General features: G+C 62.5%; 12 protein-coding genes. 10 read left to right on the top strand and 2 right to left on the bottom strand.

Annotation, left to right across the window (positions count from 1 at the left end; translation table 11 throughout):
• The first annotated feature begins 159 nt into the window (after positions 1-159).
• The 5 genes from IE111_RS11780 to IE111_RS11760 all read left to right on the top strand — a co-directional run bounded on the left by IE111_RS11780 (position 160) and on the right by IE111_RS11760 (position 6,722).
• Positions 160-1,050, top strand: a complete 891-nt coding sequence (locus IE111_RS11780; RefSeq protein WP_189608820.1) for an NAD-dependent protein deacetylase — start codon at positions 160-162, stop codon at positions 1,048-1,050.
• A gap of 51 nt (positions 1,051-1,101) precedes the next feature.
• Positions 1,102-2,253 (top strand): exonuclease SbcCD subunit D, encoded by a 1,152-nt coding sequence (locus IE111_RS11775; protein WP_189608818.1) that lies wholly within the window; start codon positions 1,102-1,104, stop codon positions 2,251-2,253.
• A complete protein-coding gene (locus IE111_RS11770; RefSeq protein WP_189608816.1) occupies positions 2,250-5,336 on the top strand; it encodes an AAA family ATPase in 3,087 nt (1,028 codons plus the stop codon). Before IE111_RS11775 ends, IE111_RS11770 begins: the two co-directional genes overlap by 4 nt.
• 452 nt (positions 5,337-5,788) lie before the next feature.
• Positions 5,789-6,241 (top strand): bacteriohemerythrin, encoded by a 453-nt coding sequence (locus IE111_RS11765; protein ID WP_189608813.1) that lies wholly within the window; start codon positions 5,789-5,791, stop codon positions 6,239-6,241.
• A gap of 22 nt (positions 6,242-6,263) precedes the next feature.
• Positions 6,264-6,722 carry a bacteriohemerythrin gene (locus tag IE111_RS11760; protein ID WP_189608812.1) on the top strand — a complete coding sequence of 153 codons (459 nt, stop codon included), beginning with the start codon at positions 6,264-6,266 and terminating at the stop codon, positions 6,720-6,722.
• On the opposite strand, the gene IE111_RS11755 is transcribed toward IE111_RS11760, so the two are convergent.
• The gene (locus IE111_RS11755; RefSeq protein ID WP_229805333.1) at positions 6,713-7,636 is read right to left on the bottom strand and encodes a DMT family transporter; all 924 of its coding nucleotides are present in this window, start codon (positions 7,634-7,636) and stop codon (positions 6,713-6,715) included. The two genes, IE111_RS11760 and IE111_RS11755, sit on opposite strands and share 10 nt — an antisense overlap.
• A gap of 435 nt (positions 7,637-8,071) precedes the next feature.
• Here IE111_RS11755 and IE111_RS11750 point away from each other — a divergent pair, with 435 nt between their 5' ends.
• The 3 genes from IE111_RS11750 to IE111_RS11740 all read left to right on the top strand — a co-directional run bounded on the left by IE111_RS11750 (position 8,072) and on the right by IE111_RS11740 (position 11,419).
• Positions 8,072-9,415, top strand: coding sequence for a KamA family radical SAM protein (locus tag IE111_RS11750; RefSeq protein ID WP_189608809.1), 1,344 nt, complete (start codon positions 8,072-8,074; stop codon positions 9,413-9,415).
• A gap of 178 nt (positions 9,416-9,593) precedes the next feature.
• Positions 9,594-10,388: a transporter substrate-binding domain-containing protein gene (locus IE111_RS11745; protein ID WP_189608807.1), complete on the top strand. Its 795-nt coding sequence runs from the start codon at positions 9,594-9,596 to the stop codon at positions 10,386-10,388.
• Between the two features lie 152 nt (positions 10,389-10,540).
• Positions 10,541-11,419: an SMP-30/gluconolactonase/LRE family protein gene (locus tag IE111_RS11740; protein WP_189608805.1), complete on the top strand. Its 879-nt coding sequence runs from the start codon at positions 10,541-10,543 to the stop codon at positions 11,417-11,419.
• Positions 11,420-11,423: 4 nt separating this feature from the next.
• Here the strand turns inward: IE111_RS11740 and IE111_RS11735 are convergent, their stop codons facing one another.
• Positions 11,424-12,545, bottom strand: coding sequence for a PQQ-dependent sugar dehydrogenase (locus tag IE111_RS11735; RefSeq protein WP_189608803.1), 1,122 nt, complete (start codon positions 12,543-12,545; stop codon positions 11,424-11,426).
• Positions 12,546-12,656: 111 nt separating this feature from the next.
• Between IE111_RS11735 and IE111_RS11730 the strand changes: the two genes are divergently transcribed.
• Together IE111_RS11730 and IE111_RS11725 are read left to right on the top strand one after the other, a co-directional pair.
• Complete coding sequence (locus IE111_RS11730) at positions 12,657-14,024, top strand: hypothetical protein (protein ID WP_189608801.1); 1,368 nt, start codon at positions 12,657-12,659, stop codon at positions 14,022-14,024.
• Between the two features lie 41 nt (positions 14,025-14,065).
• Entirely contained in the window at positions 14,066-14,503 is a 438-nt protein-coding gene (locus IE111_RS11725; RefSeq protein WP_189608799.1) for a type II toxin-antitoxin system RatA family toxin, read from the top strand.
• The last annotated feature ends 3 nt before the right edge of the window (positions 14,504-14,506 follow it).

Genomic DNA, 14,506 nt, shown 5'->3' with positions numbered 1-14,506 from the left:
AACGGTTCCCAGACTAGCGCATACCGACAAAGTTGCCATGCCACTTTGGGAGCCGTTGATGCATTGCCCTGGAGCGACTCTGAATTTATTCACAGACGCCCTTGGCCTTGGGCGACGGGTTCACTACAGTTATCGGACCGCCATCGACCCCCGAGACCCATGACGCTGAACGCCAAAGGCCCGCGCTCCATCCAGTTACCGCCCAGCGACGCGGTGCTGGCACCGTTGGCCGCCGAAGAGGCGGCCGAACAGCTGGCCGATTTTATTCGTCGCCACCCGCGCCTGATGATCCTGACCGGCGCCGGTGTCAGCACCGATTCCGGCATTCCCGACTACCGCGACGACCAGGGCGCCTGGAAACGCAAGCAGCCGGTGCAGCATCAGGAATTCATGGGAAGCCTGGCGACGCGCCAGCGCTACTGGGGACGCAGCCTGATCGGCTGGCCGGTGATGAGCCGCTCCCGCCCCAATCCGGCGCATCGTCATCTGGCGGAGCTGGAGCGGCGCGAACGCACCGAGTTGCTGGTCACCCAGAACGTCGACCGGTTGCACCAACGTGCCGGCAGCGAGCGGGTGGTGGACCTGCATGGCCGGGCCGACCGCATCATCTGCATGCGTTGCGACTACGAATGCGACCGTCAGGAAGTGCACGACCGCAGTTTCGACCTGAACCCGCATTTCCACCAGTATCGCGCTACCACGGCACCGGATGGCGATGCCGATCTGGAGGTCGATTTCAGCACCTTCCGGATTTACGATTGCCCGCAATGCGGCGGTGTCCTCAAACCGGATGTGGTCTTTTTCGGCGACAGTGTGCCCAAACCCCGGGTACAGCGGGCGCTGGACGCCCTCGAGGCCAGCGACGCCCTGCTAGTCATCGGCTCCTCGCTGATGGTGTTTTCCGGCTATCGGTTCTGCCGCTACGCCCAGCAGTGGAACACACCGATGGCGACGCTGAATCTGGGTCGCACCCGAGCGGACGATATCGTCTCGCTCAAGCTGAACGCCCGCATCGGCGAGACCCTGTCCGCAACGCTCGACCTATTGTAACCCACAACCTGATACACTGCGCGTTTTCCGTTCGAGAGGGAGTAAGATCGCGTGCGCATCCTGCATACGTCCGATTGGCACATTGGCCGCCAGTTTCACAACCAGTCCTTGCTGGCCGACCAGGCCGAGGTGCTGGAGCAACTGATCGAGCGGGTCGAGACCGACGGCGTGGATGTGGTGCTGATTTCCGGCGATGTCTACGACCGCTCGGTGCCACCCGCCGATGCGGTGGCGTTGCTCAACCGCACCCTGCGCCGACTTTGCCAGGACCTCGAAGTGCCCGTCATCCTGATCAGCGGCAACCACGACAGCGCCGAGCGTCTGGGCTTCGCCGCCGACCTGATGCAGGCGTCCGGCCTGCACATTCTCAGCCGGCTGGACACCGTGACCGAACCGGTGGTGATCGACAAGAACGGGCTGGAGGTGGCGTTTTACGGCATTCCCTACTGCACGCCGGAAGGCGTTCGGGCGGCGTTCGACGAGACCGTCAAGACGTTCGATGAGGCCCATACAGCCTTGGTGGAACGCATCACGGAGGCCTGGCAGCCGGGCCAGCGTCGGGTGTTGCTGTCGCACTGTTTCGTCAGCGGCGGCGATGTGTCCGAGTCCGAGCGACCGTTGTCGGTCGGCGGTGCCGATACCGTCGGCTGGCGGCCGATGAAGGATTTCGACTATGTCGCCCTCGGCCATCTGCACGCGCCCCAGCGCGCCGGCGCCGACCACATTCGCTACGCCGGGTCGCTTCTGAAATACAGTTTCTCCGAGGTTAACCATCACAAGGGCGTTACTCTGGTGGACCTGAACGGCGATGAACCACCGGCGATCCAGCACCGCGCGCTCGCGCCGAAGCGTGATATGCGCATCCTCGAAGGCGCCTTCGCCGACATCCTGGCCCAGGGCGAACAGGACGAACGACCGGACGATTATCTGCTGGTCCGCTTGACCGACAAGAAAGCCATTCTGGACACCCTGAGCCAGTTGCGGGCCGTCTACCCCAACGTCCTGCACCTGGAAAAACCGGGGCTCGATGTCGACCGGGACGCCCGGCTGCACAGCCGCGAACAACTCAAGCGCACCGAAAGCGAGCTCTTCGCCGACTTCTTCGAACAGGCCCAGGGCGAGGCCATGACCGACGAGCAACGCGAAGCGCTGCAATCCATTATCCAGGCTGTTCATCAAGACGAGGAGTCGAACCAGGCATGAAGCCGCTGCACTTGCATATTCAGGCATTCGGCCCCTTCGCCGAGGCCGTCGACATCGACTTCACCGCCTTCGGCGAAAACGCCCTCTTTCTGATCAACGGCCCGACCGGCGCCGGCAAGAGCACCCTGCTGGATGCGCTCTGTTTCGCCCTCTACGGTGAAACCACCGGTGGCAACCGCGAGCGCGAAGCGACCAGTATGCGCTGCGACCAGGCCAGCGACGACCTGGAAACCCGCATTCATCTGGACTTCCTGCTCGGCGACACCGTCTATCACCTCGAACGGACGCCGACTCAGACCGTGGCGAAAAAGCGCGGCGAAGGCACCACCACCCGCCAGACCGACGCCCACGTCTGGAAGGTGCCGGCCAAGGACTGGACCGGCGAGTTCAACGAGGAAGAGGCCGACTACCTGAGCCTCAAAGGCGTGCGCGAGGTCAACGACTGGGTGCTGGACCTGACCGGCCTCAGCGCCGAACAGTTCCGCCAGGTCATGGTGTTGCCCCAGGGCAAGTTCCGCGAACTGTTGCTGGCCTCGTCCAGTGAGCGCGAAGCCATTTTCAGCCAGCTGTTCCAGACTCACATCTACAGCGCCATCGAAACCCGGCTGAAAGACAAGGCCAACACCATCAAGCGTGACCGTGAGCGCATGGCCGACAAGCTCTCGGCCTATCTGCAGTCGGCCGAGGCCGAGTCACCGGCCGAACTGGAAGCCCAGATTCAGGCGCTGGCTCCACGGGTGTCCGAAGCCAAGGCCCTGCTGGACGCGGCGACCCGGGCCGCGACCGACGCCCAGCGTCGCCTCGATGCCGGCCAGGCGCTGAAGCAGCAGTTCGAACAATTGGCCCAGGCTCGCAACGACCTGGCGACACTGGAAGGGCAGGGCGACGCCATCCGGGCACTGGACACCGACATCCAGCGTGCCCGCCAGGCCCAGACACTGGTCCCGGCCTTCGAGGTGCAGGAACAACGTCGGGAACAAGTCCGACGCGAGCACAGCGCTCTGGAACGGGTCACGGCCGACTGCGAGCGCCTGACGCAGGAGGTTCGCGAAGCCGAAGCCCGACGCAAGGCCGCCGAGGCCGACTGGCGCCAACTGGACACCCTGAAAACCGAACGCACCACGCTCGAAGGCCACCGCGACCGCCTGGCGGAGCTGACCCAGGCCCGGCAACGGGAAACCGAGGCAAGCCAGGCCGCCGAACACGCCAGCCAGGCCTATGACGCCTTCAACCAACGCCGGGAGGCGCTCAAGCGGGAACGTCAGACTTTGGAGTCCCGCCAAGCCGAGCTGCAAGCCGACCTCAAACCCCAGGCCGAACGCCAACAACAACGCGCCAACCTGGAACGCTACGGCAAGCTCAAACGGGTCTGGCAGGATGCGGACACCGAAGCCAAACGCCTCGAACAGGCGCTCAAGATGTTGGACCAGCGGTTGGTCGACGCGAACACCCGGTTCGAACAACTAAAGAACCATGCCACCCGTCTGGAAATCCGCTGGCACCAGGGTCAGGCCGCCGAACTCGCCGCCACCCTGGTCGACGGCGAACCCTGCCCGGTCTGCGGCAGCGAAGCCCATCCCCGACCGGCCGCCGCCGATGGCGACGACCGGGTCACCCGCGAAGCCGTTGCCGAAGCCCGCCAGCAACAGGACGCCCAGTGGCGCGAGGTCACACAGCTGCAGACCGAGCGGGCCGAACAGACCCAGGCCATGCGCCACGCCCGCCAGCGGGCCGACGATCAACTGCCCGAACTCGGTGACTACATCGACTGGACCCTGGACGACTTGCGCGACGAATACCGCCGGCTCGACCAGGCGTGTAAGACCCTCGACCAAACCGCCCGCCAACTGGAGGACACCGGCAAGCGCCTGACCGACGTACGCGGTCAGCTCGACGACCTCGACCGCCAGGAAGCCGACCACCGCAAACGCCGCGACACCGCCCTGGCCGACCAGGCCAGCGCCAGCCAGGCCGTTCGCTCGCTGGAACAGGCCGTGCCCGAACAATGGCGCGTGCCCGACACACTGGAAACCCGGCTTCGGGAACTGAACCGGCGCATCGACACCATCCAGCAAACCTACGAACAAGCCCAGAGCCGCCACACAGAACTGAGCGAAGCCCTGGCCGGCAAACAGGCCAGTCGCACCGACCTCAGCAACCGCCTCGACCGGGCGAAACAGGAAAGCGAAGACGCCCAGTCCCACTGGGCCGACGCCCTGAACCGCAGCGACTTCGACAGCAAAGCCGCCTTCCGCCAGGCCAGACTCGACGAAGACGCCATCGGTGAGCGCCAGGCCCGCATCGACACCTACCACCAACAGCGTTCCGAACGGATCGGCGTCATCGACTCCCTGACCGGCAGCCTCAAAGACCAGACCGAACCCGACCTCGACCAACTGCAACAACACCTGAACGCCGCAACGCAGGAACAAAAAGTCGCAACGGACGCCTTCGAGCAACTGCGCTTCGAACACACCACCAAGGAAAAAGCCCTGAAAAACCTCGGCGACGCCCGCAAAGCCCTGGACGAGCTCGACCACCAATACGGCCTCTACGGCACCCTAGCCGACGTCGCCAGCGGTGCCAACGGCCAACGCATCAACCTGCAACGCTTCGTCCTCAGCGTCCTGCTCGACGACGTCCTCATCGAAGCCACCCAACGCCTCAGCCGCATGAGCAAAGGCCGCTACACCCTGCTGCGCAAACGCGACCGCACCAAAGGCAACCGCGCCTCCGGCCTCGACCTCGACGTCGAAGACGCCTACACCGGCAAAACCCGCCCGGTCAACACCCTCTCCGGCGGAGAAAGCTTCATGGCCGCCCTGTCACTCGCGCTGGGCCTGTCCGACGTCGTCCAGGCCTACGCCGGCGGCATCCGACTCGACACCCTCTTCATCGACGAAGGCTTCGGCTCCCTCGACCCCGACGCCCTCGACCTCGCCATCGAAACCCTAATGGACCTGCGCGCCAACGGCCGCACCGTCGGCATCATCTCCCACGTCACCGAACTGAAAGAACAAATGCCCCAACGCATCGATGTCGTGTCGGACCAGCAGGGCAGTAAGGTGAAAGTTGTGGCTTAATAACCGGGTGCCAAAACCCGCACCGGCTGCCGGGTAGACCCAATCAGGGTCGCCATAAACCCATCCCTGGGGGCTTGACGGCAGCATCCATGCTGCCGACACCGAAGCGTCGGACCGCCCTGATTGGGTCTACCCGGCATCCGGCGCTAGCCAATTGGGGCTCAAAGAAACCTATTGAGTAATCAGAGTCAGTTAGTGAATTTTGGCACGGAAGCAAGCTCGCGAGGTGGGGGTAGCCTCACCCGGGGATGTCTGAGGCATGGATGCCGAAGCCAAGCCCCCATGGACGGGTTCACGGCGGCCCCGGGGGAGGCTACCCCTGCCTCGGGAGCGAACCCAGGCACAATAGACAGGACCAACCAACCCACTCAACCATTGACCCAGATCTAAACTTCCAAAAACCACCCAAGGTAACCTCCGCCCAAGCACTTACCCCTTAGGAGTTACCCCCAATGACACTTCACTGGACCTCCGACCTGGAAATCGGCATCCCCGTCATCGACGCCCAGCACCAACGCATCGTCGAATACATCAACCGCGTCGACCACGCCCACCGCACCCACGAATCGGCCGAAGTCCTCAATGTCCTCGACGAACTCGTCGACTACACTCTGAGCCACTTCGCCTTCGAAGAAACCCTCATGGAAGAAGCCGGCTACCCCTTCGCCAAAGCCCACAAAAAAGTGCACCAACTGTTCGCCCGCCGCATCGACAACTTCCAGCAACAGGCCAAAGCCGGCGAAGATATCACCGAAGAGTTGATCCACGTCCTCAAAGCCTGGTTGGTCAATCACATCAAACGCGACGACAACGACTACTCTGATCTCGTGCGTGCCAACCTCGAAGGCGCCACCAAACGCGTCAAGGCTCGCAAGGAAGGCTGGCTCAGCCGTCTGTTCGGCTAAGCCCATATCAGAGGAGGCCACCATGAAAATCGTCTGGTCCAGTGAGTACGAGATCGGTATTCCGGTCATCGACAACCAGCACAAGCGCATCGTCGAATACATCAACACCGTGCACGAACTGCAGGGGCAGCGCGACGCCGAAGCTGAACTGAGGGCCGTGTTGCACAACCTCGTCGACTACACCCTGTCCCACTTCGCCTTCGAGGAATCCCTGATGGAAGAAGCCGGCTACAGCGACCTGGCCGACCATCAACTGGCGCACCAGGCCTTCGCCCGACAGATCGAGCAGCTGCGCAAACGCTTCATTCAGGGCAACGAAGTGGCGTCGGAACTGGCCGGAGTGCTGCAGAGCTGGTTGCTCAAGCACATCCTGACCGATGACCAGAGCTACTCCGATACTGTTAAAAGCCGACTGCTGGGTCGTCGCGGCAAGGCCGCCTCCGGCCAGGTACTGCAGGCCGTTCGCCGGTATCAGCGCTGACCGTCGATCGGTCGCCGGAACAACAGCCGCCAGCGGCTGATCAGCAAAGCCCCGAAAATGATGCAGCAGCCCAACAGCTGCAGCGGGCTCATGCGCTCGGCAAACCAGAGACTGCCGAGCAGGGCCGTCCACACTGGCTCCAGCGTCATGATCACCGCCGCGTGACTGACCTGGGCCATGCCCTGAGCCTTGACCTGGAAGAAAAACCGCAGACAGGTTCCGAGCAGGATACTGGCGGTCAGCCAACCCAGAATCGACCAGCCCGGCCAGACGGGAGCCGGTTCGAGGAAGGAGAACAGGGTCAGCGAGGCGAGACCGGTCACGCCCAACTGGATCGCCGTCAGCGGCAGGGCGGGAATCCGCGCCGCGAACCGGCTGTTCAAGTTGAAATGCACTGAAAAGGCCACCGCCGCCGCCAGAAAGAACCCGTCCGAGGCCGACAGCGAAAACCCGCCTTCCAGACGCAGTAAGGCCAGCCCGACCAGGGCGGTGCCCACCGCTACCCAGGTTGTCGGCGCGGTGCGCACGCCGAACAGGAGCCTTGCCATCAAGGGCGTCAGCACCACGCCCAGACTGGCGATGAAGGCCCCGATCCCCAGATTGGTGGCCAGGCTCAACCCCATGATCCAGAACGACATGGCCGTCGCCATCGCCAGTCCGGTCAGCAGGGCACGGTGCCAGTCGCCTATCGACAAGGCCTTTAACGAACGCCCGCCAACCAGCCCGAGGATCAGCCCGGCGCTGAAAAACCGCACCCCGATAAACAGCAACGGCGTCAGACCCACCAGCGCCTCCTTGGAAAACATCCAGCCGGCGGCGGCGAGCAGGGTAACCAGAACGAGCAGCAGGTCGGATTGCACGGTTCGGGAGACGGACATCGGGGGCGGCGGTTCCAGTGAGAGCGAAGCGCGCATGTTACCAGTATCAGCCACGCTCTGCCGATGCGGTTGCCGCAGGTGGTTTCTTTCGCGCACTACGGGTTTGGCAGGGACGTTCGGGAGACGCCGGAACCATCAGCCTGGCAAAAGGTAGCGAATGTGTGACCCGGGTCTCGACTTGAGGCCGAATTGTTCGTAAACGGCCCCTGACGACCGGCCATTTTCGGGTCGGCTGAACTTTAGACATCTAACCAATATTCCGGTAGTATGCCGCGTCCAGCTCACGAGCTGATCAAAAATTGCACATCGGCCGGGCAGACACCGCCCGCACCGGTGCATCCATCGTGATCGGTGAACCATCCTACCGATACCTGTTTTTTTCGGTCCGCAGCCCGCCCGGGTTCGCACTCTCTGAGACCACTCGGGGTTATCGCCTGCGCGGCCGACGTTGAATGGAGAAGGCTTGATCCGATGTCTGAACAAAAGATCGTACCGATTCATGCCGTCGACGACTGGTCCGACTACAGCTACCAGCGCTTCAAGGTATACACCGCCAAACAACTGGATCAGATCACCCAGTTAGAGGCGTTGTCCGAGGAAACCCGCTTCGAGATGAAGGTCGTCGCCAGTGTATTGCCGTTTCGGGTGAACGAATACGTGATCAACGAACTGATCCAGTGGGACAAGGTACCGAACGACCCCATCTATCAGCTCACCTTTCCACAACGCGGCATGCTGGCCCCGCAACACTACGACCGTGTCGCCGAAGCCATGCGGACGGGCATGGAAAAGAAAGAGCTGGACGCCCTGATCAAAGAGATCCGGAACGAGCTGAATCCGCACCCGGCCGGCCAGATGGAAAAGAACATCCCGACCGTGAACGGCGAGCCGATCAATGGCATTCAGCACAAGTACCGTGAAACCGCTCTGTTTTTCCCGAGCGCCGGTCAGGTGTGCCACAGCTATTGCACCTTCTGTTTCCGCTGGGCCCAGTTCGTCGGCGATAAAGACCTGAAAATCGCCACCAAGGAATCCGGCGACCTGGTCGGTTACCTGCGCGAGCATCCGGAAATCACCGACATCCTGATCACCGGGGGCGATCCGCTGGTGATGAAAACACGCAACCTGCGCGCTTACATCGAGCCTCTGCTGACCGAGGAATTCAGCCATGTGCGCACCATCCGCATCGGCTCGAAGGCGATGACCTTCTGGCCACAGCGGTTCGTGACCGACGCCGACGCCCAGGACCTGCTCGATTTGTTCGAGGAAGTCCAGGCCGCGGGCAAGCACCTGGCCCTGATGGCGCACTACAATCACTGGCAGGAGCTGGAACCGGAAATCGCGCGTGAAGCCATTCGTCGCGTGCGCGCCACCGGCGCCCAGATCCGCGCCCAGGGGCCTTTGCTGAAGCACATCAACGACAACGCCGACGACTGGGCACGCATGTGGCAGATCCAGGTCGAACTGGGCATCATTCCCTACTACATGTTCGTTGAACGCGACACCGGCGCCCGTCACTACTTCGAAATCCCGCTGGTCGAAGCCTGGGAGATCTACCGCGACGCCATGAAACAGGTGTCCGGCATCGCCCGTACGGCACGCGGTCCGTCCATGAGTTCGGACCCGGGCAAGGTCGAGATCCAGGGCGTCACCGAAGTGGCCGGCGAACAAGTCATGGCCCTGCGCATGATTCAGGGGCGCGACCCGGACTGGGTCCAGCGGCCTTTCTTCGCCAAGTACAACCCCGATGCCACCTGGCTGAACCACCTGGAACCGGCCTTCGGCGAAGAGCGTTTCTTTTTCGAAGAAAGCTGATCCCACTGCTGAAAGCGCCGGCGTTTTGCCGGCGCTGCCCCGATTTATTCCCCACCAACCGTCAATTTTGTGAAACGGTCCTCAGTTTGTCCAAAAGTGACACCTTGTCTTAACTTTGCATCCATGACCCGTTAGGGTAAAGATTCCGCTCCTAGTTCGTGCAAGGTTCACAATAATAATGAAACGACAAGCGCTGATTCTGATCGTACTGCTGCTGATCGCCGCCGGTGCCGCCGGAGGCTGGTACTATTATCAAACGTCCATGAAAACGCCGGACATGGCCCTGGATGTCGTTCGCCTGGGTGTCGACGTTCCTTATCCTCCGTATTCCTACCGGAATGAAAACGGGGAATTGACGGGGTTCGAAATCGATCTGGGTAACGCCGTCTGCCGCGAGCTGGGTATTGAATGCGAATGGGTGGTCACACCCTGGGACGACATCATTCCCGGTCTGCAGGACGGTCGCTACGACGCCATCATGTCCTCGATGTCGATCAACGCCGAGCGCGCCGAAAAAGTCGATTTCGGCGAAGCCTACTATTCCACGCCCTCGGTGTTGTTCACCCATGAAGATTCCGGCATCACGTCCGCCAGAGACAGTGATCTGGAAGGCCGAACCGTCGGTGTCGTCGGCGGTTACATCCAGGAAGACTACCTGCGGGAAGAATACGGCGACTCGATTCAGTTGCGTCCCTTCGAGTCCAATGCCGCTCTGAACGAAGCCATCCGCGGCGGCGAAGTCGATGTCGCCTTTATGGACTACCCCATCTGGGAACAGGAGTTCATGATCGAAGGCGAATACCCGATCATCGGCGATCCGCAACAGCTCGGCAAGGGCGTCGGCATGGCGTTCCGCAAGGACGATGACGATTTGCGCCGGCTGTTCAATCGCGGGCTCGACGCCGTCAAGAGCGACGGAACCTATACCCGCATCCGCAAGGACTATCTGTTCTTCAAGATCATCGTCGACTGACCCGCGCTCCGCAGGCCCCGGCGACTGTTCGCCGGGGCTTTCCCGCCTGCATCCGCTCCAATCATCTGGTTCTCAGAATCTCCGTGCGGTATAGTGTGTCGCAAGCTGTAACCGGTTACAGCAAGATATGAATCCGCTGGCAGGAGACAGACATGACAGGATGGGAGCTGGTGGTTCGAACCGCTTCGTACTTGGGCGAAACACCGCTGTGGGATCCGGCCCGGCAGGCGTTGTACTGGGTCAACATCATGGACGGGGAAGTCCACCGGTTCGGTTGTCTGGACGAATGGCACCAGCACTGGACCCTGGATGCCTACACGGCCGGCCTGGCGCTGACCGATCAGGCCGATGCAGTGCTGGTCGCGACGCATCTCGGCCTGGTCGTTCTGAATACCCGAACCGGACAGGTCACCCCCTGGAGCGGACCCTGCTGGCCACCGCACCCTGAGATACGCCCCAATGAAGCCCGGGTGGATGCTCGGGGCCGGCTCTGGCTGGGTACCACGCATCTGGATGAATCCCTGTCGGAAGGGGTGCTCTGTCGACTGGACGGGCGCAACGTCGAGACCCTGATGACCGGTCTCGGCATTCCCAACACCCTGGTCTGGAGCCCGGACGGGCGCTGGTTCTACAACGCCGACTCGGCGCGCCAGACACTGTGGCGCTACCCGTTCGATGAAACGTCCGGACGTATCGGTGCCGGCGAGCCCTTCTTCTCGGTGGAAGGACAGGACGGCACCATCGACGGTTCGGCCATGGATGAAACCGGATGCCTCTGGACCTGCCTGTGGGGGCAGGGCAGGATGGTGCGTCTGCGGCCCGATGGGCGGGTGGACCGGGAGATACCAACGCCGGTCACGAATCCGACGTCCTGTTGCTTCGGCGGTCCGGACATGAAAACCCTCTACCTGACCAGTGCGCGCAAGCATCTTAGCCCGGCGCAGCTGGAACGCGAGCCCCTGGCCGGTTCCATACTCCGGATGCGAACCGAGGTGGCCGGGCTGCCGATCCCGGCTTTCCGGGGCGCTTGAGCCTTCAGTCGGCCGGTTGCAGCCGCAGCAGACGACCGCTGTCCGTGGTCAGATAGAGTCGGCCCTCCGGGTCCACCGCCACATCGCGGATGCGTTCACCCAGCGACTCCAGCAACCGCTCCTCGCCGACCGCTTCGCCGGCTTCGTTGAGTACAACCCGGTTCAGGTGGGTCAACACCAGTGCGCCGGCGAGGAGGTTGCCGCGCCATTCGGGAAAAGCCTCGCCCCGGTAATGGACCAGACTGCCCGGTGCGATGGAGGGGATGTACACCTTGACCGGGTCGGCCATGCCCGGCTTGCTGGTGGCTTCGCCCACGTCCACGGGTCCGTAGTATTCCTTGCCGTGTGAAACCACCGGCCAGCCATAGTTGGCCCCTTTTTCAATCAGGTTGATTTCATCGCCGCCGCGCGGCCCATGTTCGATTTCCCACAGCCGATTCGTGGCCGGGTCGTAAGCCAGGCCTTGGGGATTGCGGTGACCATAACTCCAGATTTCGGGCAGGGCGTTTTCGCGATCGACAAACGGATTGTCCCCGGGGATGCTGCCGTCGAGATTCAGTCGCATCAGCGCGCCGGCATGGGTGGTCAGATCCTGACCGTTGGGCCGGTTACCCCGGTCGCCGACGCCGAAAAACACGTGTCCGGCCTGGTCGAAAGCGATGCGGCTGCCGAAGTGTCGGCCGGTGCCGGAAGCTGAGCGGGTGACCAGTAGGTCGGTCCAGTCCGTCAGCCGGGTGTCGGAGAGTTTTGCCCGCGCCAGTGTGGTCACGGCGCCATCCGGCGTAGCTTTACTGTAGGTGAAATAGAGCCAGCCGGTGTCGGGGTAATCGGGTCCGGTCGCGACATCGAGCAGGCCGCCCTGTCCACGCGCCGCGACGTCGGGCAAGCCCTGCACCGGTCGGCGTTCGCCGGTATCGAGGTTCAGGCGCACGGCGCCTCCGCTGCGCTGGGTGATCAACAACGCCCGTTCATTGACGAAGGCCATGCCCCAGGGGACATTGAGCCCGGTGGCGACCTCTTCGACCTCGAACGCCTGGCCGGCGCTGGTGTCCGACAGAATAACCCGGGCCTGCGCTGACGCAGCCAACGAGCCGATGCAGATCAGAACGAACAGTATTCGGACCATGGTGGGCCTCCTTGGGCTGGAACCTGAACTCTAACCTTGTTGTACGTTCGCCGCTTGTCAATGGCTCAGGTGCGTAAAGACAGCTGTGTGTATCCGGGTATACTGGGCGCCATGAATCGATTGTTGATCCTGCTTATTTTGTTCGGCAGCCAACTGGGGCTGTCCGATTTTCTGCTGTTGCCGGTCTACGCCGCCCGCCACGGCGAATTGAGCTTTCTGGCTTTGTATGCCTTGTTCAAGCTGGTGATCGTATTGCCCTTGTTGCATGCCGAACTGGTGGCCGGTCGTTACTACCGGGTGTCACCGTTCGAGCTGGTGCTTGATTCGAGTGTGCGCCGTTGGGGGTTCGGTCTGCTCGGGGCATTGTTGCTGGCCGTCCTTTTCGTGGTCGCCAACAACCTGCATAACGCCGCCTGGACTCTGGCGGTCGGCCAGGACGCCCTGACCGGTACCCTGGCCGGTTTCGACAGTCTGGACCGGGTGCTGTACTGGTATGATCTCGGTTCGGATCGGGTCCGACTGGGGCAGTTGATGCTGTTGCTGGTCGGGCTGCTGGCTCTGATCGCCTGGTTCGCCTGGTATGGCATGGCTCTGGTGTATGCGCTGATCCTGCCGCTGTGTCTGGCCCTGGTCGTGATCCAGCTTCCTCAATTAAGCGAGTTGTCCGCCCGCTGGGGATGGCAGCCGATCCGGGTCGACGCGGTCTTCCTCGCGTTACGGTACGCCCTGACCTCGTCCATCGCCGGTTTCATGGTCTGGTACCTGGTCGGCTGCCGGTTGCCGCAGAGCCTGCCGACCGGACGCTGGGTATTGTCCGTGCAACTGTTCGACCTGCTGCTGGGAATGGTGATCGTGGCGACGGTTGTGCCGGGCCTCGAAGCCGTCACACGCAGCGCGGACTCGGGCGTGGTCCTGCAGGCCTTGGTCGAGCGGGTCGCCGGCCGGGATCTGACCGCCGACCTGTCCCTGTTTCTCTGGCTGGCGGTGGCGATTGGCGCTCTGGGCAGTCTGCCGCTGCTGTTGCTGGTGACGCTGGCGGTCAGTGGACGTACGCATCGGGGCGGGCTGTTGCTGATTCTCGCACTGGGGCTGTTGTTGGGGCTGTTGGCTCTGGTCTCGGCCCAGGCCCAGGCATCGCTGACCTGGTACGGCATGCCGCTGACCGAAGTGCTGAACTGGTTCAGTTTCAGTGTCGTAGCCCCGGTCATGGCTACGTTGACCGCTCTGTGGGTGGGCTGGGGGCTGTCGCCCAATCAGGTTCTTAAGCAGGTCAACCCCAAGACCGGAAGTCGATATCTGGCCTGGCGGCTCTCGGTCAAATTTGTGATCCCGTTGGCGCTTGCGTTAACATTCGCTCGCGCAACCTTGGGACTCGGCGGCGTAACCGTGCCCTGGATTCTGGGAGCGATCCTCTCGGGCGTGCTGCTGTGGCGCGTTTGGCTCTGGCTCAAACGTCAGGCCTTGTATCCCCATTTCTAGCCCGATCCGGATCTGCCGGGCGGCAACACAGACAGGCATTCATGACAGAGATACATCGTTCGGCCCTGGTGCCGCATTCCGCCGAAACGCTCTTCGACCTGATCAACCACGTGCCGGCCTACCCGGATTTTCTCGAAGAAGTGGTGGCCGCCGACGTGCTGGAAGTCTCCGAGACGCACATGGTCGGCCGGATGGTAGTGCGCAAGGCCGGGATCGAGAAAACCCTGGTTACCCACAATCGCCTGGAGCGGCCGCACCGGATCGAACTCACCCTGAAGCACGGGCCGCTGAAGAGCCTGAACGGTATCTGGACGCTCAAACCCCTGGGCGACAACGGCTGCCGGGTGTCGCTCGATTTGAGTTTTGAAACCCAGGGCCAACTCACCGCCATGGCCTTCGGGCCCATATTCAAACAATTGGCCGACCGCATGGTCGATGCTTTCGTACGTCGCGCGGACGAACGCGCCCGATCAGCCTGAGGA

It is taken from the genome of Saccharospirillum salsuginis (genome assembly GCF_014651855.1).
GTDB lineage: Bacteria > Pseudomonadota > Gammaproteobacteria > Pseudomonadales > Natronospirillaceae > Saccharospirillum > Saccharospirillum salsuginis.
This window is presented reverse-complemented; position numbering and strand designations above follow the sequence as displayed.